The 19010-nt window shown below is 72.0% G+C and carries 16 protein-coding genes; 8 read left to right on the top strand and 8 right to left on the bottom strand.

Going from position 1 to position 19010, the window contains the following annotated elements; all coding sequences use genetic code 11:
• Positions 1 to 38: 38 nt before the first annotated feature.
• Both ACH3VR_RS16655 and ACH3VR_RS16650 read right to left on the bottom strand, forming a co-directional pair.
• Positions 39 to 1721 (bottom strand): phospholipase D-like domain-containing protein, encoded by a 1683-nt coding sequence (locus tag ACH3VR_RS16655; RefSeq protein ID WP_397557444.1) that lies wholly within the window; start codon positions 1719 to 1721, stop codon positions 39 to 41.
• Positions 1722 to 1809: 88 nt separating this feature from the next.
• On the bottom strand, positions 1810 to 2409 hold the full coding sequence (locus ACH3VR_RS16650) for a TetR/AcrR family transcriptional regulator C-terminal domain-containing protein (protein WP_397557443.1): 600 nt from the start codon (positions 2407 to 2409) through the stop codon (positions 1810 to 1812).
• Positions 2410 to 2485: 76 nt separating this feature from the next.
• On the opposite strand from ACH3VR_RS16650, the gene ACH3VR_RS16645 reads away from it, so the two are divergent.
• From ACH3VR_RS16645 to ACH3VR_RS16620, 6 genes are all read left to right on the top strand, one after another.
• A complete protein-coding gene (locus ACH3VR_RS16645) occupies positions 2486 to 2698 on the top strand; it encodes a hypothetical protein (protein ID WP_397557442.1) in 213 nt (70 codons plus the stop codon).
• A 174-nt stretch (positions 2699 to 2872) separates the two neighbouring features.
• Positions 2873 to 3244, top strand: a complete 372-nt coding sequence (locus ACH3VR_RS16640) for a response regulator (RefSeq protein WP_397557441.1) — start codon at positions 2873 to 2875, stop codon at positions 3242 to 3244.
• Positions 3241 to 4812 (top strand): sensor histidine kinase, encoded by a 1572-nt coding sequence (locus ACH3VR_RS16635; RefSeq protein ID WP_397557440.1) that lies wholly within the window; start codon positions 3241 to 3243, stop codon positions 4810 to 4812. The genes ACH3VR_RS16640 and ACH3VR_RS16635 overlap by 4 nt, the downstream gene beginning before the upstream one ends.
• Positions 4809 to 6581, top strand: coding sequence for a sensor histidine kinase (locus tag ACH3VR_RS16630; protein ID WP_397557439.1), 1773 nt, complete (start codon positions 4809 to 4811; stop codon positions 6579 to 6581). The genes ACH3VR_RS16635 and ACH3VR_RS16630 overlap by 4 nt, the downstream gene beginning before the upstream one ends.
• Positions 6569 to 7213, top strand: a complete 645-nt coding sequence (locus tag ACH3VR_RS16625; RefSeq protein WP_397557438.1) for a response regulator — start codon at positions 6569 to 6571, stop codon at positions 7211 to 7213. The genes ACH3VR_RS16630 and ACH3VR_RS16625 overlap by 13 nt, the downstream gene beginning before the upstream one ends.
• Positions 7214 to 7341: 128 nt before the next feature.
• Positions 7342 to 8871 carry a hypothetical protein gene (locus ACH3VR_RS16620; RefSeq protein ID WP_397557437.1) on the top strand — a complete coding sequence of 510 codons (1530 nt, stop codon included), beginning with the start codon at positions 7342 to 7344 and terminating at the stop codon, positions 8869 to 8871.
• 92 nt (positions 8872 to 8963) lie between these two features.
• Here the strand turns inward: ACH3VR_RS16620 and ACH3VR_RS16615 are convergent, their stop codons facing one another.
• The 6 genes from ACH3VR_RS16615 to ACH3VR_RS16590 form a co-directional block, all read right to left on the bottom strand.
• A complete protein-coding gene (locus ACH3VR_RS16615; RefSeq protein ID WP_397557436.1) occupies positions 8964 to 10424 on the bottom strand; it encodes an aldehyde dehydrogenase (NADP(+)) in 1461 nt (486 codons plus the stop codon).
• A 100-nt stretch (positions 10425 to 10524) separates the two neighbouring features.
• Complete coding sequence (locus ACH3VR_RS16610; RefSeq protein WP_397557435.1) at positions 10525 to 11601, bottom strand: mandelate racemase/muconate lactonizing enzyme family protein; 1077 nt, start codon at positions 11599 to 11601, stop codon at positions 10525 to 10527.
• On the bottom strand, positions 11598 to 12512 hold the full coding sequence (locus ACH3VR_RS16605) for a 5-dehydro-4-deoxyglucarate dehydratase (RefSeq protein WP_397557434.1): 915 nt from the start codon (positions 12510 to 12512) through the stop codon (positions 11598 to 11600). Before ACH3VR_RS16605 ends, ACH3VR_RS16610 begins: the two co-directional genes overlap by 4 nt.
• Positions 12479 to 13432, bottom strand: a complete 954-nt coding sequence (locus ACH3VR_RS16600; protein ID WP_397557433.1) for an NAD-dependent epimerase/dehydratase family protein — start codon at positions 13430 to 13432, stop codon at positions 12479 to 12481. Before ACH3VR_RS16600 ends, ACH3VR_RS16605 begins: the two co-directional genes overlap by 34 nt.
• A complete protein-coding gene (locus ACH3VR_RS16595; protein ID WP_397557432.1) occupies positions 13429 to 14766 on the bottom strand; it encodes a Gfo/Idh/MocA family protein in 1338 nt (445 codons plus the stop codon). Before ACH3VR_RS16595 ends, ACH3VR_RS16600 begins: the two co-directional genes overlap by 4 nt.
• Positions 14767 to 14857: 91 nt before the next feature.
• Positions 14858 to 15859: a LacI family DNA-binding transcriptional regulator gene (locus ACH3VR_RS16590; protein WP_397557431.1), complete on the bottom strand. Its 1002-nt coding sequence runs from the start codon at positions 15857 to 15859 to the stop codon at positions 14858 to 14860.
• A 154-nt stretch (positions 15860 to 16013) separates the two neighbouring features.
• Between ACH3VR_RS16590 and ACH3VR_RS16585 the strand changes: the two genes are divergently transcribed.
• Positions 16014 to 16976 (top strand): M24 family metallopeptidase, encoded by a 963-nt coding sequence (locus ACH3VR_RS16585; protein WP_449566854.1) that lies wholly within the window; start codon positions 16014 to 16016, stop codon positions 16974 to 16976.
• 210 nt (positions 16977 to 17186) lie between these two features.
• On the top strand, positions 17187 to 18962 hold the full coding sequence (locus tag ACH3VR_RS16580) for an ABC transporter ATP-binding protein (RefSeq protein WP_397557429.1): 1776 nt from the start codon (positions 17187 to 17189) through the stop codon (positions 18960 to 18962).
• Positions 18963 to 19010: the final 48 nt, after the last annotated feature.

The following is a 19010-nucleotide window of genomic DNA, read 5'->3' as shown; positions in this document are numbered from 1 at the left end:
CTCGGGGTCGGGCCGGGCTGACGCGACGGCGTAGTGGCTCAGTCCGTTCCGGCGAAAAGCGTGCGCTGGCGAGCGCGCCACCCGGTGAGGTAGGGCTCGATCCAGCTCTTGTCCTCCTTGAGGCCGCGATCCCCGCTGGAAGCGAGGCCGGGGGTGTGGGGTTGCGCGAAGGCGCGGAAGACGTGATGCATGAAGAGCCGGTGATACTCCGTGAGGTAGATGTCGCTGATGCGCTTCATCGCCTCCGCAGAGGTGATGCCGGTCGGGGTGGTCTGCAGGACGAGGGTGTTCTCCTCGTTGGCCTCGGTCGAGGCGTCGGAGTAGTTCGCGGATCCGGTCAGCACCGCGGGGGCATCGGAGAGCGGGTCGATGAGGATGACCTTGAGGTGGATGTAGGGCACGTGCCCGTTGAAGCCCGTCAGCTGCTCGGCGGCCCACTGCTCCAGCTGTGACGAGAGGTGTCCGCCCCACACCACTCGCACGTTCTTGTCGTCGCGGGGGATGCGGGTCTTGAACGGCGGCTGCTTGTCGAGCAGCACGGTGCGGGGATAGTCGCGGGGAATGCCGAGTCGCGCCCGGAAGACCGCGTTGAGCCCGAACGCGCCGGTCAGGTGCACGCTCGAATCGGCGGCGTCGAAGAGGTCCGCGTAGACAGTGAGCAGGTCGCTGTTCGTACGGCGGGGCGAGAAGACGGGAATCGGGAGCGGGGTCGGCAGAGGATTGTTCGCCTCGCTCCACAGGCGCAGCTGCGCCGTGGTGTTCGGGGCGTGCAGCTGCTGCCAGTACGTGAGGAACGCCGCGGCGACGTCTGCGTCGTGAACGAGGTGCCCGACGTTGGAGTGCCCGTACACGGCTCCCTGGGTGAGGTTCGTCGAGCCGGTCCACACGGCGACCGGGACGCCGTTGTGGGAGAGCACGAGGAACTTGTTGTGCTGCAGCGCCCCCTTGTTCGGTGCCACCCGCCACGTGATGAGGGGATCCAGGCCCGCCTGAGTGGCCGCGACGTGGTTTCGCGCGGCGGTCTCGTCGTTGTCGGCGTCGGCGCCGTCGGGGTCCTTGTCGCGGCCGTGGACCACGAGCTGCACGTCGACGCCGCGCGCGGCGGCGGCCGCGAAGGCGTCGAGCGCCTCCGTCCAGGTGAACTCGTAGAACGCGCCGTGGATCGCCCAGGATGCGTCGGCGGCCGACCCCACGGTGGCCAGGAACGCCTCGCCCAGCCCGCGCGACAGCCATGCCCACGCGCTCGAGGTCGGCTTCTTCAGCTCCTCGGAAGGCGGCCCGAACTTCGCGTTCCACGCCTGCGATCCGGCGACGCCACGGTTGAACCACACGCCGTGGACCCCGTCGTCCTCGAGTTCTGTCGTCACGGTCACGTCCACGAACGCGCCGATCGTCGGCGCGGCGACCGGGGCGTGCAGAAGCGCGACCCGGTAGGTGTAGGTGCGCCCCGGCTTGGCCGTGTAGTCGCCCCACTGGAAGCCCTGCACGGGCTGGCGGCGCAGCGAGTAGTTCTGACCGGGAGCGGGGTCGGGCACGACCGACGGGAAGACCTTCATGCCCCGCAGGTAATACTGCTCGTCGTCGGCATGGTCCTTCCGCCGGATCGCGAACCCGAGTGCGTCGAGCTGATCGAGCCCCGCCACGTCGAAGCCCAGCAGCACGGCATGCGTACCCGCGATCGCCTGGACGGTGATGCCGTCGTGTGTCTCCTGTCGCCGCATGGCGGCATCCTCTCTCGCCACCCGAAGATGAGGAACCTGACGGCCGTCAAGCTAGCAGCGCCGACTCCGGCCGTCCAGACCCCGCTCCTCACATGCGGAGGATGAGCCGCACCTCGTCTCGGAAGAGGTCGTCGGCCGTCCGGCCCGTCTCGAAGTAGTCGATGATCGCGCGAGTGAGATTCGGCAGGCGTCGCATCAACTCTTCAGGGGCCGGTCGATCCGCGTCATCAGGCTGTGGAGACTGCTCGTCGAGGACGTAGCCGATCGTGAAGCGCTCGACGGCGAGCACCACGAGCCGTGCTTCGCCGACGCTCACGCCCGCTTCGACGAGCACGGTGACGGCGCGCTCGGCGAAGTCCGCGCGGCGCAGTGAAGCGCGGGCTCCGGCAACGATCCGCGCGCCGTCCGCGTGACGGAGCAGCGTCGCGCGCATCCCGACGGCGGCCCCGAGCAGCCAGTCGCGCCAGTCGGATCCCGGCTGGGGGACGGCGAGATCGTCGAGGACGTCGTCCATGATCCGATCGGCGAGCGCGTCGAGAAGCTCGGCCTTGTTGCGGACGTGCCAGTACAGGGTCGGCGCCTGCACGCCGAGCCGTGTGGCCAGCGAGCGCAGGGACAACGCGTCGAGTCCGTCGGCATCGGCGAGCGCGAGCGCGCCGACGATGACGTCGTGCCGGGTGAGTGCCACGCGTTCTCCTTGACATGGATCACTAACGGTGTAAGAGTACCTCTCGAACAGTGTTAGAGAGACAAGGAATCCGGTCATGATCCTCGACCGCCTGCACACCCTGACCCACCGGGTTCCCGGCGTGCCCGCGCACGGCACGCCGACCGCCCGCACCCACCGGAACCGGCGCACGGTCGCCGGGCATCACCAGCACGCACACGCCGCCCACCGCCACGAGGCGCGGGAGCCCCGAGTGCTCGTCGGCTGGCAGCGCTGGATCGCCTCCCTCGCCGAGCGCGGCGCGAAGTAGGGGAAGGCGGGCGCCTTCTCGGCGACCGTCAGGCGTCGATGCCCGTGTGATGCCGCATCTCGTCCGGGATGGACGAGTGCGCGGGCTCGGGCAGGAGATAGAGGCCTGAGGGGGAGTTCGCGGCGAGGGTCAGCCCTGATGTTCTCGCGGCTCGACCTGTGCCACCATCAGCGCATGGCACGCACCGTGCTCATCGTCGACGACCATGCGGAGTTCCGCTCGGCCGCGCGTGCCATGCTCGAGCTCGGCGGATTCACGGTCGTCGGCGAGGCGGCCGACGGCGACGACGCGGTGACGGAATGCGCCCGCGTGCATCCCGATGTCGTACTCCTCGACGTCATGCTGCCCGGGGAGGACGGGTTCGCCGTCGCGCGTCGGCTCGTCGGCGCCGACGACAGCCCGATGGTCGTGCTGACCTCGACCCGCGACGCCGCCGGCTTCGGCAGGCGCCTCGCCGCGACACCCGCCAGAGGGTTCGTCGCGAAGCACGAGCTGTCCGCGGCGGCCGTGACGCGCATCCTGGACGGCGGTGCGGCGGCGCCATGACCCGCGCAGCCCTCGCCCATGTCCTCGCCGCGATCACGGCAATCGTCGCGACCGGGTGGCTCGCGACGTCCGGAGCGGCGGGAAGCGCGATCGCGGATGCCGCACCCGGTGTCTCGCTTGCGATCCTCGCCGTCGCAGCGGTCGCCATCCCGCGGTACCGAGGCGTGAGCGTGCCGGCGGGCGTCGCCGCGGTGCTCTGGTTCGCGGGTGCGATCGGCGTCCTGCAATGGGCTCATCAGGGTGCGCTTGCGTGGCTCGTCTTGGCCTATCCGGCGGCCCGACTGCGATCGGGCCGGGCGATCGCGGCCGTGGCTCTGGCGTCCGCGGCAGGGCTGATCGGGGCGTTCGGCCCGCAGCCGGCGCTGATCGTGATGGCCTCCGCGGCGGTGCTCGGCGTGGCAGCTCTCCGGGTGGGCGGCAGTCCCAGCACGGCGCGCCCGTCGGCGGTCGCCGCCCTGATCGCGGCGGCGGTGCTGTGCCTCGCGTGGACGTCACCGTTCGCGCTGAGGCTGCTCGGTGCATCGGGCGACCTCGCGCTCGCCGTCTACCTCGTGGGCACGGCCTACGTCGGGCTCCTCCTCCTCATCGACATGACGCTGGGTCGATCGCGGGACTCCGCCCTCGTCGATGTCGCCATCGACCTCCGGGGCGTGACCGACGCCGGCTCATTGCGCGACCGGCTCGCCCGCCTGATCGGCGACCCTGATCTCTGGCTCGGCTACCGGCTCGCCGACGGTCGGTACGCGGACGAGGCGGGCATCGCGGTCCCCTGGCAGGAGCCGGCGCGGAACCGTGTCATCACCCCCGTCGACGACGACGGCCGAAGGGTCGCGGTGCTCATGCACGATCGCGCGATCCAGGTGGATGCCGCGTTGCTGCCTCAGATCGCGGCCGCCGCCTCGCTCGCCCTGCGGAACGTGCAGCTGCATGCCGACGTGCGCGCGCGGGTCGTCCAGATCGAGGACTCTCGCGACCGGCTGCGGGATGCCGAGGATGCGGCGAGGCGCGGGTTCGCCCAGGCGCTGCGGGCAGGACCCCTTCGTCGGCTCGACCGCGTCGCCGATCTGCTCGGGCGGGTCGATGGGCTCGACGACGGTCCGGTGATCGCCGCAGCCCGCGCGGAGGAGGAACTGCGGCGGTTCGCACGCGGCCTGCACTCCGCGGCGCTCGCCGACGACGACCTCTCCTCGTCGCTCGACAGTCTTGCGAGCGGCCTTCCGCTCGGTGTGGAAGTGCGCGTCGACATCGCCCACCTGGAGCCTGAGGTCCGTCGGGCGATCTGGTACATCTGCGCGGAGGCGCTCACGAACGCCGCGAAGCACGCCGGATCTGCACAGGTGACCGTGTCGGTCGAACGCGACTCCGATGAGACCGTTCTCGTCACGATCCGGGACGATGGCCGGGGTGGAGCGTCGATGGATGCCGGTACCGGCCTGCGCGGGATCCGTGAGCGCGCCGAGTCCGTCGGCGGACAGCTCGACGTGGAGAGCCCCCTGGGGGCGGGCACCGTCGTGCATGCTCGGCTGCCGTCATCACGGTCCCGGTCGCTGGTCGGGGACTCGCCATGAGCACTGGGGCGCGGACGGCCCGTGCGCCGAGCCCGCGCTTCCTCGGGCGGTTCGCCGCGGGGGGAGCCGTCGTCGCTGCCGTCGTCGTGTGCGTCGTCGCGCTGGGTATCGTCCGCGCGGGGAGCGAGTTCGCCCTCGCCCACGATGCCGTCGGCGTGGTATTCGAGCTGATCGCCGAAGTCGCCCTGCTCGCGGCAGGGCTCGCCGCACTCATCCGCCGACGGCCGTTCGCCCCTCTCGTCATCGCGATCGGAGCTTCGTGGGCGTTGGCCGAGTGGGCGAACCCGGCTGCGCCTGGACCGGTGATCTTCACCGTCGGCCTGCTCATGCACACGGTGTGGATCCCGTTCGTCGGCTGGCTCGCGCTCGCCTTTCCCTCCGCGCACCCCGAGAGACGGACGTACCGGCAGGTGATCGTCGTCGGCCTCGCCGCCGCGATGCTACCTGCGCTCGCCGCCGCCGCCGTCTACGACTCCGCTCGCACCGGCTGCGGTTCGTGCCCCGAGAACCTGCTCCTGATCGTGGGTGACGTCGGTGCCGCCGATGCGGCCGCCTGGACCGCGAGCCTCGTCTCGATGGTGACGTGCGTCGTGTTCACCGCCGTCATCGTGGTACGGATTCTCGTCGTGAGTCCCGCCGAGCGGCTGCTGATCGGTCCGGTGTGTGCCGCTTCGGCAGCGGCCCTCGCCCTGTGGGCGGTTGCCGCCGCCTCGACGACATTCGCCGGGCCCACCGCGCGCGGCACCTCCGATGCGGCGCTCGAGTTCGTCTCGGTGGCACTCATCGCACTCGCCGTCGCGGTGTCGTGGGAGATGGTGCGCATCGCGGCCGCGCGCAGACGCTCGGCACGCCTCGTGGCCGAGCTGTCGACCGCCGCGAAGCCCGGCGCCCTGCGCGGGGAGCTGGCATCCATCACCCGAGACGACTCCCTCGATCTCCTCTTCCCCGTGGCAGACCGGACCGTGGATGCCGGCGGCCGGACGGTGGCCGACCCGCGCGAGTCGAGGGATGACCGCGCTCGACGGGTCACGCCCGCGATCGGCCGAGACGGCGCAGAGCTCGCGCTACTCACCCACCGGCCGGGGCTGCTCGACGACGGGGAGTTCCGCGATGCGGTGACCCGCGCCGCCGGCCTCGCGCTCGAGCACGAGCGGCTCCAGGCCGAGCTCGCCCTCCGCGTGAGCGACCTCAGGCAGTCACGCTCACGACTCGTCGCGTCGTTCGACGATGAGCGTCGCCGTCTCGAACGAGATCTGCACGACGGCGCTCAACAGCAGGTCGTCGCGCTGCTGATCGTTCTGCGGCTCGCGGAGGCGGAGCATCCCGATGTCCGCAAGAGCGAAGCCATCGCGGAGGTCGTCGCTGCCCTGGAGGAGCTGCGGACGCTGGCGCACGGCATCTACCCCGCCGCACTCGCGGAGGAGGGGATCGCCGCCGCCCTCGAACAGCTGCGGGAGTCGGCCTCGATCCCCGTCAGCCTCGGCGGGCTGCCGAGCGGGAGATGGCCCGACGCCGTCGAGACCACGGCCTACCTCGTGGTCGCCGAGACCCTCGCGGGGCTGCGCGCGGCAGACGTCGACATCGTCTGCGAGCACGAGACTCTCCTCGTCACCGTGACCGGCACGCGCGCTCGTCCCGACGTATCGGATGGCTTCGCGGGTGGCGTCGCCGGCCTCGTCGATCGCGTCGGCGCTGTGGGCGGGGAGCTTCGGGTGGACGAGAGCCTCGGGATGCTGACTGTGCGGGCGGAGCTGCCATGCGGATCGTGATCGCCGAAGACGAGGTGCTGCTGCGGGAGGGGATGGCGCGCCTGCTCGCCGATGCCGGGTTCGACGTCGTGGGGACAGCCGGCGACGGCCGATCGCTCGAGCGCCTCGCCGAGGCGCATGCGCCGGACGTCGCGATCGTGGATATCCGCATGCCGCCGACCTTCACCGACGAGGGGCTGGTCGCCGCCCGGCGGCTGCGCGCCAGGCATCCCGAGCTGGGGGTGCTCGTGCTCTCGCACTACGTCGACTCGCGCTACGCCGTCGAACTGCTCGGCACCTTTCCGGGCGGCTCCGGATACCTGTTGAAGGACCGCGTCTCGGATGTCGCGGTGCTCGCGGATGCCATGAATCGCCTCGCGGCAGGCGAGTGCGTCGTCGATCCGACCATCGTGGCCCGCCTCATGAACCGTCCATCGCGTGACGAGCTGCCGCTGAGCGCTCGCGAGCGGGAGGTGCTCGCCCTCATCGCCGAAGGACGCTCGAACGCGGCGATCAGCGCGAAGCTCTACCTCAGCCCGAAGACCGTCGAGGCGCATGTGGGGCACGTGTTCGCCAAGCTCGGCCTCGAGGACTCGCCCCAAGACCACCGGCGGGTGCTCGCCGCGCTCATCCACCTGAGGTCGGACCGATGAGGGTTCACCCTCGGCGGCGGTCCGAACAGTCGAGGGTGCGACCCGATGCCCGCATCACCGCCCGATCCATAGCCTGGCCACCGATTCGGATTCGCATTCCGCGACCGGCATCCGTTCGGAGGTTCCCGATGTCCACGTTCACGCATGGCACGCGGTTCGCTGCAGCAGCAGTGTCGGCGGGCCTCATCATCCTGGCCTGCGCGGCCTGCACGGCCGACGCGACGGCCCTGGACCGCTCCGGCGGGCAGAAGACGCCGGCGCCCACCACGCTGACCATCGGGATGGCCGGGTGGGAGATCCACGAATACGCCAACACCGTGGCCGCGATGTCGCACGGTCGCGTGGAGCTTGACGCCTTGAGCTGGGAGGAGACGAGCAACAAGGTCGGGTGGCGCACGCCGGCGCTGCTCGACGCCGTGCGCAAGGGCACGATTCCGCTCGCCGCCGTGCCCGCCGCGAGCCTCGGAGAATTCGGGGTCTCCTCGCTCGACCCGCTGATCGCGCCCTTCGTCGTCGACTCGCTGGCGATGGAGGAGAAGCTGCTGCAGGACGACGAACTGACTGCCGCGATGCTTCAGGACGTGTCCCAGCTGGGCGTCGAGCCGGTCGGGATCATTCCGGGGTCGCTCGCCCACCCGTTCGGCACGAGCGGCACGCTGCTGACGGCTGCGGACTTCGAGGGCGCCACGATCTCGACCAGCCGGGGACAGGTGACCGAGCGTGCGTTCGCACTGCTCGGCACGAAGTTCATCGAATGGGAGTCCAACGGTGCCCGGTTCGACAACATCAAGGGCTCACTGCTCCCCGTGATGGCGATCCCCGACAACAACTTCCACAAGGCGGGCCGGTCCGTCACGGGCGACGTGACGTTCTGGCCGCGCCCGGTCGTCGTCATCGGCAATCCGGCCGCGCTCGCGGCGCTCGACGAGCAGGAGCGGGCGGCACTTCACGACGCAGTGAAGGCCGTCATTCCGACCATCGTGGAAGGGCACGCCCTCGACGACAGCGTGGGCACCACTTGGTCGTGCGGAGTCGGGATGACCTTCCCGCGCGCAGGGGCCGCGGCCATCGCCGGGCTGCGTGCGAAGGTTCGTCCGCTCATCGACGAGATCGCCGCGACGGAGGTCGGCGCGCAGGTCTTCCAGCGCGTCGCGGAGCTCCGCGCGACGACGCCGCCGGAGAAGCCCCTCGAGTGCATGGATCCACCCGCGGACTGGCCGACCGAGGTGTCGGATCGGCTCGACGGCACCTACACCGCGGACGTGACCCGGGATGACCGCCTTGCTCAGGGCTACCCCGACTGGAACATCGCCGACGAGGACTGGGGTCACTACATGCTCGTCGTGAAGGACGGTCGCTTCGCGATGACGCAGCAGAACGCATCGTCGTGCACCTGGAAATACGGCGAGTGGCGCATGAACGACGACCTCGTCCGCGAGACGATCGGCGACGGCGGCGGCAATTCCCCCAATTGGGTCGCGGACCGGCCGGGAATGGAGTGGATCTTCAACTGGACCGACTTCCAGGGCAAGCTGCTTCTCGCCGGCGCGACCGAAGTGGCCCCGTTCGCCACGACCTTCACGCGGGTCAGCCGCGTGCCCGACCTCGACGCCTTCCCGGGCGAGTGCGTCCCGCCCGTCGAGGCGTTCGGCCGCTGACAGTCAGTCGCTGACACGGCGGGAGCCGGCCTGCGGGCCGGCTCCCGCTGCGCGGGACGACGTTTCACGCCGTAATCCCTCCGTCACGCTTGTCAGGCGGTGAGCACCCCGTTGCGGCGGTGCGGCAGCCGCCCGAGCTCGGCGTCGCGGAGCACGTCGGGAAGGAGCGCCTCGGGGGCGTCCTGGAACACGACGGGCCGGAGGAATCGGCGGATCGCGGTCGCGCCGACCGACGTGTGCAGCGAGGTGGTGGCCGGCCAGGGCCCGCCGTGGTGTTGCGACCACGTCACGGCGACGCCCGTCGGCCAGCCCGCGAACAGCACGCGGCCGGCCTTGCGCTGCAGCAGCGCGAGCACGTCGGCGACATCGTCGCCCGGCTCGGAGTGGAGCGTGGCGGTCAGGCTTCCCGGCACGGCCTCGAGGGCGCGGCGCAGGTCGTGGGCGTCGCCGTAGCACACGAGGAGCGTGACGGGTCCGAAGCACTCCTCGAGCAGCACGTCGGGGCGCGCGGCGACGGCGGCGGCATCCGTCGTCAGCACGACGGGGTGCGCCGCGCCGGACTCGTCGCGCAGCCCGCCCGCGACGACCGAGACCGAGGGATCGGCGACGAGCCGGTCGATGCCCTCGGGGAAGGCCGCCGTGATGCGGTCGGTGAGCAGCGGTCCGCCCGTGGCCGCGGCGGCGTGGCCGGTGACGGCCTCCTCGAAGCCCGCGCCGCGCGGCACGAACACGACCCCAGGCTTCGTGCAGAACTGGCCGACACCGAGCGTGAAGGAGCCGACGAGGCCCTTCGCGAGCTCGTCGCGGCGGGCGGCGACGGCGGCGTCGGTGATCACGACGGGGTTGACGCTGCCCAGCTCGCCGTAGAACGGGATGGGGTCGGGGCGGCCGCTCGCGAGGTCGAACAGCGCGCGTCCGCCGGAGAGCGAGCCGGTGAACCCGGCGGCCTGCACGACGGGATGCTGCACGAGGGCGTTGCCCGCCTCGCGTCCTTCGACGAGGGCGAGCGAGCCGGCGGGTGCGCCGGCCTCCTCGAGCGCCGCCGCGACGATACGGGCCGTGCGGCGGGAGAGCTCGGGATGCCCCGAGTGCGCCTTCACGATGACCGGGCAGCCCCCGGCGAGGGCCGACGCGGTGTCGCCGCCGGCGACCGAGAACGCGAACGGGAAGTTCGACGCCGAGAACACGGCGACCGGTCCGACGGGGGTGAGCATGCGGCGCAGCTCGGGGCGCGGCGGAGTCGCGGCCGGGTCGGCGTCGTCGACGGTCAGCTCGAGGTACGAGCCTTCCTCGACGACGGTCGCGAAGAGGCGCAGCTGCCCCGTCGTGCGACCGATCTCCCCGCGCAGCCGCACCGTGCCGAGCCGCGTCTCGCCGTCGGCGATCTCGACGAGTTCGTCGGCGGCGGCGTCGAGCGCGTCGGCCGCGGCGCGCAGCCAGCCGGCGCGCTGCGCGGCGCTCGACGCGCGCCACATGGGCGCGGCCGAGGCGGCCGCCTGCGCGATCGCGTCGAGCTCGTCCTCAGTGGTGGCCGTGGTGGCGGTCAGGCTCATGTCGTCTGGGTCCTTTGCTCTGGTCCGCGAGACTTCACGTCTGTACGTCTCCGGCGTCGGATCGGTGACATTCGTGAAGTCTCGCGCGGGTCGTGGGATTTCAGCGGAAGCGGAGGCCGAGGCCGACATGCGGCACATCGGTGAGCCGGCCGCCGGCGATCGCGACGGGGCTCGAGTCGACGAGCGCCCCGAGGGCACCGAACCCGGCGTCTTCGACGTCTTCGGCGAGCGGCTCGGCGACCCCCGGCACGGCGGGCAGCGCGAGGGCGAGCTGCCCCGAGAGCTCCGGGAGGAGATGGGGATGCAGCGGCACGCCGTGCTCGGCGGCGAGATCCGCGATGCGCAGGAACGGCGTGATGCCGCCGACCCGCACGATGTTGGGCTGCACGATCTGCGCCGCGCCCTCGCGCAGGAAGTCGGCGAACCGGTGGATCGTGTGCAGGTTCTCGCCGACCGCGATGGGCACGTCGATGCGCTCCGCGAGCTCGGCGTGCCCGGCGAGGTCGTCGGCGCGCAGCGGCTCCTCGATCCACGCGAGGTCGAACGCCGCCAGCTCCTCGATCGCCGTGGTCGCCCGCTCGAGCGACCATCGCTGGTTGGCGTCGATCATGAGCCCGCGGTCGGGGCCGAGCAGGTCGCGCACGGCGCGCACGCGTTCGACGTCCTCCGCCAGGTCGGGCCCTCCGACCTTGATCTTGACGGCGCCGAACCCGGCGTCGATCCACCGCCGCACCTGGGCCAGCAACTCGTCGAGTGGGTAGTGCAGGTTGACGCCGCTGCCGTACGCGGCGACGGAGCCCCGCTGACGGCCGAGGTGATCGGTGATCGAGAGTCCGGCGGCGCGGGCCGCGGCATCCCACAGCGCGAGATCGAGGCCCGCGAGGCCGATCGTCGTGACGCCTCCGCCGCCGGCTTCGTGGATGTGGGCCCAGGTCGCGTCCCACAGCTCTGCGGGGTCGGCCGGTTCGCCCACCGCGAAGGGCGCGATGTCGTGGTTCAGGTGCGCGAGCACGGCCTCGGCGCCGATCTGCGGCGTCCAGGAGAAGCCCCAGCCCTCGGCGCCGTCGGAGCGCACGACGTGCGTCGCGATGACACCGACCGTCGCGACGTCGCTCGCCCACGGCCGCGTCAGCGCGACCCGCACGAGCCGCGCGTCGAAGGAGGCGATCGTCGTCACACCGGGACCCGCTCGACCAGCGCGCGTCCCGCCGCGAGGATGCCGGCGAGCCGCTCCTCCTGCTCGGGCGTGGGGTCGACGAGGGGCGGCCGCACACTGCCGACGGGCAGGCCGCCGAGCCGGAGCCCCGCCTTGATGAGCGAGACGCCGAACCCGGGCGTCTCGTCGCGCAGCCGCACGAGCGGCGCGTAGAAGCCGTCGAGCAGCGCGAGGCGGCGGGCCTCGTCGCCGTCGACGTATGCGCGGTAGTACGCGTTGGCGATGTCGGGCGCCATGGCGAACGCGGCCGACGAGTACAGCGGGATGCCGATGCCGCGGTACGCCGCCTGCGTCAGCTCCGCCGTGAGCAGGCCGTTGAAGAACGCGACGTCGTCGCGCCCCTCGTCGGCGACGGCGCGGACGATGAGCTGCGCCGTGCCGATGTCGCCGACGCCGTCCTTGAAGCCGACGACCTTGGGATTCGCGACGAGCCGGCGCACGGTGTCGACCGAGTACGCCGCGTTGCCACGGTGGTAGATCACGACGGGGAGAGGGGATACCGCGGCGATCGCCTCCACGTACGCGGCGAGCCCCGCCTGCGGCCCGCCCACGAGATACGGCGGCAGCACGAGGAGGGCGTCGGCGCCGGCGTCGGCCGCGGCGCGGGCGACCTCGAGGGCGTGGCCGAGCGGCCCGCCCGTGCCTGCGACGACGGGCACGCGGCCCGCGACGGCGTCGACGGTCGCGCGCACGACCGTCGTTGACTCCGACGCCGAGAGGGCGTGGAACTCGCCCGTGCCGCACGCGGGGAACACCCCGCCGGGGCCGTGCGCGAGTGCCGTCGCGAGGTGCTGGCCGAGGACCGCGGTGTCGACGCGTCGCTGCGCGTCGAACGGGGTCACCGGGAAGAAGAGAATGCCGTCGAACTCCATGCCGGCGACTCCTTTCGTGCATCGATGCGCTCGAGCTCCGAGCGCCAGTCGTGCTGGGGGCGCCAGCCGAGCAGCCGGCGGGCCTTCGCGTTCGAGAACGCGGCAGAGGTTCCCGTGAGGATGGATGCCTGCGCCTCGGTCCCCGGGTAGAAGAGGGGCAGGAGCTCCGCCAGCGGGCGGCGCGCGAGGGCGTCGTCGGCGCCGACGAAGAACACTTCGCCGTTGGGGATGTCGGGCAGGGCGCCGAGCAGCGTGTCCGCGAAGGTCGCGACATCCCGTGCGTCGACGTAGTTGAAGACGGCGGGCGCCGAGAGCGCGGGGTCGTCGAGGCGCTCGCGCACCGTGTGGCCCTGCTGCGTCGGGGCGCCCTCCCACTCCTCGGGTGCGATGACGTAGCAGGGGCGGAAAGCGGCGAACCGCACCGCGTCCCCGGTCTGGCGCTGCAGCATCCCGATCGTCTGCTCGATGAGCAGCTTCGAGAGGGCGTATGCGTTCCACGGCCGCGGGGGCGTGTCCTCGTCGAGCGGGAGGCGGTCGGGCACCCAGCCCGTCGGGGCGCCGTAGCCGAGCACCGTGGGGCTCGAGGCTGCGACGATCCTCGGGATCCCGGCGCGCACGGCGCCGCCGAGCACCGACACCGCGAGCCCCGCGTTCGTGCGCATGATGACGTCCTCGGGCGCGCTGAAGGGCACGGCGATCGCGGCGAGATGGATGAGCGCGTCGGCGCGAGCCTCGGCGAGGGCGGCGGCCGCGGCATCCGCCTGCGACAGGTCCACCGCGATCTGCGCGACGTCCGCGAGCTCGGGCGCGTCGCAGACGCTGCGGTCGAGCGAGACGAGGTCGTGGCCTGCGGCGACGAGTCCCGCGACGAGACTGCGGCCGAGGCGCCCGGCCCCGCCGGTGACGGCGATGCGGGTCACACGCGGGCCCTCTCGAGCAGTGGGATGCCGAGGTCGGCGACCTCGACGGGCAGGCCCGTCGCAAGCGACCGGTTGCCGGCGATGCCGACCGCGATGGACTGCACGCCGTCGCGCCAGTCGGCCGGGCGCGCGAGCGGGTCGTCGCCGGGGCCTGCGAACACGTCGGACAGCAGGCGGGTGTCGCCGCCACCGTGCGCGTCGCCGGCGCTCTCGATCGGCACCTCGACCGCCGCCTCCCAGTGGCGCTGCACGAGCAGGCGCTCGCCCTCGGGGCGCAGCGATCCCGACGAGCCGGCGTCGACGGCGCTCGGGTCGAGCACGGGGTGGAGGCCCTCATCGGCGAGCACGGCGCCGCGCTCGACGACCTCGAGCTCGGCGCGCCCGAGCGTGCCATTGACCGCCACACGGTAGCCCTCCCAGGGGGAGTGCGCGTTGAGCGAGTAGCTCAGGGTCGCGCCCGACGCGTAGTCGACGATGAGGGCCAGGTTGTCCTCGATCGTGATGCCCTCGCCGAAGACGTCGCGGTCGCGGCGGTAGCCGTCGTGCTTCTCGGCCTCCAGGTAGAGCGCTGTGAGGCGCGCGTCGTCGCGCAGGTCGAGCTCGAAGGGATCGTGCGCGCCGTCGTGGGTGCCGCGCTCGGGGCGGGCGCCGCGACCGCGCGCCGCGGCGTTGTCGGCGCCGTAGAAGCGGAGGCCGCCCGACGCGTAGACGCGCCGTGGTGTGGAGCGGATCCACCAGTTGACGAGGTCGAAGTGATGGCTCGCCTTGTGGATGAGCAGGCCGCCCGAGTTCTTCTTCTCGCGGTGCCAGCGGCGGAAGTAGTCGGCGCCGTGCTTCGTGTCGAGCACCCACGAGAAGTCGACGGACAGCACGTCGCCGATCAGCCCGTCCTGGATGACCTGGCGCAGCGCGCTGTTGCGCGGCGAGTAGCGGTAGTTGAAGGTCAGGACGACCTCGCGGCCCGTGCGCTCGACGGCCTCCTCGATCGCGGCGGCGCTGGCCGCATCGATCGTGAGCGGCTTCTCGACGACGACGTCGGCGCCCGCCTCGAGCGCCCGCACGATGAGCGGTGCGTGCAGGTCGTCGCGTGCGCAGATGACGACCCGGTCGATGCGCTCGGTGCGGATCATGTCTTCGAGGGCATCGGGATGCCACACCGTCGGCGCGTCGAGCCCGCGCTCCGTGACGACGTCGACGTAGTAGTCCGCGCGCGTGGGGTTCGGCTCGCAGATCGCGACGAGCACGGCCCGGTCGGCGTAGGTCTGGGTGATGGCGTCGACGTACATGCTCGCGCGGTGGCCCGCTCCGACGACGGCGTACCGGCGGTGGCTCATAGTGCTCCTCGTGAAGGCTGGGAAGCGTTTCCAGGAAACGTTTTCTCGACAATAGCACTGGGGTCCCGGACGTGCCACCGAGTTGCGGGCTTCAGCTCGTCGGGGGACCCGTGCTGCCGCGGACGACGACCTCAGGCTCGAGCCGCACCGAGGCCGCGGCTTCCTCGCCGGTCAGTGTCGCGTGCAGCGCCTGCCACGCGAGCGCGCCGAGGTCGGCGGCCGGGACGGAGGCCGTCGTGAGCGGGGGAGACGTGTAGCGGGCGAACGGGATGTCGTCGAACCCGGTGATGGAGAGGTCGTCGGGCACGCGGATGCCGCGATCCGACACCGCGGACAGCAGACCCATCGCGACGAGGTCGTTGAAGGCGAGCACGGCTGTCGCGCGGCTGCCGAGCACGGCATCGGCCGCCGCCGCTCCGCTGTCGAAGTCGACGCCCGACGCGAGTTCGATGAGTTCGACCTCGGGATGCGCAGCGCGGAAGCCGCTCAGCGCCGCGAGCCGCGCGGTGTTCGACGCGCTGCGGGCGACGCCGGCGAGGTAGGCGATGCGCCGGTGGCCGAGGCTGTAGAGGTGATCGATGAGGCCGCGCAGAGCAGTGGCGTAGTCGGCCGCGATGGACGGGACCGCGGCATCCATCCCACGGTTCACGAGCACGACGGGTCGCACCTCGGGCAGGAGCATCGCGAGCTCGTCGTCGGGCATGCGGGGCGCGCAGAGGATGAGCCCGTCGGTGCGTCGCCGCGTCTCGACCGCGAGGAGGCGCTCCTCGGCGACCTGCTCGGCGGAGTCGGCGATGAGCACGTGGTAGCCGTCGGTCGCCGCTGCGCGGCTGAGTCCGCGCAGCACGGCTTGGAACGTCGGGTTGCCGAGATCGGGCACCACGACGGCGACGGTCTGCGTGCGACCGAGCACGAGGCTGCGGGCGAGCGGGCTCGCCGTGTAGCCGAGCTCGGTGGCGACGCCGCGCACGCGCTCGGCGAGCGCGGGGTCGACGCTCGGATTGCCGTTCATCACGCGCGAGACCGTCGAGAGCGAGACGCCGGCATGCTTCGCGACGTCGGTGATCGTCGCCTTGGCCGTTGCGCGCGCCACGCGTCCTCCTGGTCCGGCCCCGGTTTCCGGCGCCGGGCCTCGGTCGCCATACTACCGAGAAAGCGTTTTATCGAAGGGATCCCGGATGCCTGGATCGGCGGCCGACCGCGCCGAGAAGCAACGGCGGGTAGCGGCGCTGCGCACCGGCCCGCTCCTGCTCACGTCGCACGAGGCGGTGTCGTGGTACCTCGAGGGGATCCGCTCGCACGTCTCGCTCGCCGGCCCGCCGGTCGCGGCCGTCCGCGTCGACGACGACGGCGACACGATCTTCGTCGCCGCCAATGAGGCCGACCGGCTCGTGGCCGAAGAGTTCCTCCCGAGCGACGCCGACCGCGTCGTGCGCGTCCCGTGGCTCACACCGCCCGCCGAGGGGGCCGTCGCCGCAGGGGCGGCGTCGGCCGAGGCATCCGTCGCTCCGGCTCTGCGCGCGGCCCGCGCGAGCCTGCTCCCCGCCGAGCGCGACCGCTACCGCGCTCTGGGGCGCGCGGCGGCGGAGGCGATGACGGATGCCGCATCCGTGCTGCGCCCGGACCGCACGGAGCAGCACGCGGCGGCAGCGCTCGCCGCGGCGCTCGTCGAGCGGGCGATCGACCCTCTCGTGATCCTCGTCGCGGGGTCGGCGCGCCTCGCGCACCGGCATCCACTCCCCACCGGCGCGCCTCTCGGCCTCCGCGCGATGCTCGTCGTGTGCGGGCGGCGCCACGGCCTGATCGCCAACGCGACGCGGTGGATCGGTTCGGCCGATCCGGCGGACGAGGCGATCCTGCGGGTCGAGGCCGCGTTCCTGGACGCGACGCGACCCGGCGCCCGGCTCGACGAGGTCTTCGCCGCCGGTACGGCGGCGTACGGGGCGGAAGGATTCGGCGCCGAGGAGTGGCGACGGCATCACCAGGGCGGGCCGACCGGGTACGCGGGCCGCGATCCGCGCGCGACGCCGGGGACGACCGACCTCGTGCAGGAGCACCATGCGTTCGCCTGGAACCCGACGGCGCCCGGCGTCAAGGTCGAAGACACCGTGCTGGTCTCATCGTCCGGGGTCGAGGTGCTCACGGCCGATCCGCGTTGGCCGACGACCACCTTCGACGGCCTCGCGCGGCCCGTCGCGCGCCCGTTCTGAGACGCGCCACCTGATTCGGCCCGGCTGTCTGTCCAGAGCCCGTGCTGTCACCGAGCGCCCGTGTTGCGCGCAGGTCGGAACGTGGGCGCTCGGCGAGAGCACGGGATATGGAGGCGTGTGCGTGGATCGAGCGCCGACGCGGGGAGCGGCATCCGTCATCTCCGGAATCTCCCCGTGACCGCGCGCGATCCAGCCCGTAGCATCGACGTCATGACTGAGAAAGCGCTTACCCGATCCGCACGACTCATCGACGGCGCGCACCCCACCCGCTCGGTCCTGCGACTGCTGCTGCGGCGTCCCGGCCGGATGAGCCTCGCGATCCTCGCGTTCGCGCTCAAGGAGATCCCGCTGTGGTTCCTGCCCGTCATCACGGCGGCGATCATCGACATCGTCGCCGGTGGGGGAGATGTGGGGCAGGTGCTCGGCTGGTTCGCGCTCGCCGTGGTGCTGCTCGTGCAGAACTACCCCAACCATCTGCTCTATACGCGCAGCTTCATGACGGTCGTCCGCGACACCGGCGCCGAGCTTCGCAACGCGCTCGCCGAGCGGCTGCAGACGTTGTCGATCGGCTACCACACGCGGATGAGCTCGTCGATCGTGCAGAGCAAGGTCGTGCGCGACGTCGAGAACGTCGAGCTCATGCTGCAGCAGGTCACCCATCCCCTGCTCTCGTCGCTCATGGTGCTGATCGGCGCGATCGCGATGACGGCGATCGCCGTGCCCGCGTTCCTTCCGGTCTACGCGCTCGCGGTGCCGATCGCGATCGGGCTGCGCGCGGGCCTGCGCCGTCGCACCGAGGCGCGGAACGCGCAGTTCCGCCGTGAGATGGAGGGGCTCGCCGCGCGCGTCGGCGAGATGGCCTCGCTCATCCCGGTGACCCGCGCGCACGGCCTCGAGGAGACCGCCGTGACGCGGGTCGCGAGCGGCGCCGACGGCGTGCGCCGCGCGGGCCTGCACCTCGACATGCTCAACGGGCACGTGGCATCCATCTCGTGGGTCACGATGCAGCTGCTGGGGGTGGGATGCCTCGTCCTGGCCGCGATCTTCTCCCTGACCGGGTTCCTCCCGATCACGCCCGGTGAGGTCGTGCTGCTGTCGACGTACTTCGCGCTCCTGACGTCGGGCCTCACGCAGCTGCTCATGCTCATCCCCGTCGGGGCGCGCGGCATCGAGTCGGTGCGGTCCATCGCCGAGGTGATCGAGGACCCCGACCTCGAGCAGAACGAGGGCAAGCGCCGCGTCGACGAGGTCACCGGCCGGCTGACGCTCGAGCGCGTGACCGAGCGGTACGCGGGCGCCGAGACCGATGCGCTGCACGAAGTCGACCTCGACCTCGCGGCCGGCGAGACCGTCGCCTTCGTCGGATCGTCGGGCTCGGGCAAGTCGACCCTCCTCAACCTCGTGCTCGGGTTCGTGCGCCCGACCGGTGGACGCATCCTCCTCGACGGCACCGACATGCAGCTGCTCGACCTGCGTACCGTGCGCCGATTCGTCTCGGTCGTGCCGCAGGAGTCGGTGCTGTTCGAGGGGACGATCCGCGAGAACATCGCCTACGGCCTCCCGCACGTCTCCGACCACGATCTGCACGCGGCGCTCGAGGCGGCGAACGCGCTCGAGTTCGTCGACGCGCAGCCGCAGGGCTGGGACACCGTCGTCGGCGAACGCGGTGCACGCCTGTCAGGCGGACAGCGGCAGCGGCTCGCGATCGCCCGGGCGCTTGTGCGCGATCCGCGCATCCTGCTGCTCGACGAGGCCACGAGCGCCCTCGACCCGGAGTCCGAGGAGCTCGTCAAGGAGGCGCTCGGACGCCTCATGCGCGGGCGCACGACCCTCGTCGTGGCGCACCGGCTCTCGACGATTCGACAGGCCGACCGCATCGTCGTGCTCGAGCACGGCGAGATCGTCGAGCAGGGCAGCCACGACGAGCTGCTCGCCCGCGGCGGCCGCTACGCGCACCTCCACCTCACGCAGGTCGGCGCCCCCTGACCCCGGTGCCCTGGCCCGTGAGCCTCCACTGGACTGCCGAGAACGTGG

It is taken from the genome of Microbacterium alkaliflavum (assembly GCF_044325405.1).
Lineage (GTDB): Bacteria > Actinomycetota > Actinomycetes > Actinomycetales > Microbacteriaceae > Microbacterium > Microbacterium alkaliflavum.
This window is presented reverse-complemented; position numbering and strand designations above follow the sequence as displayed.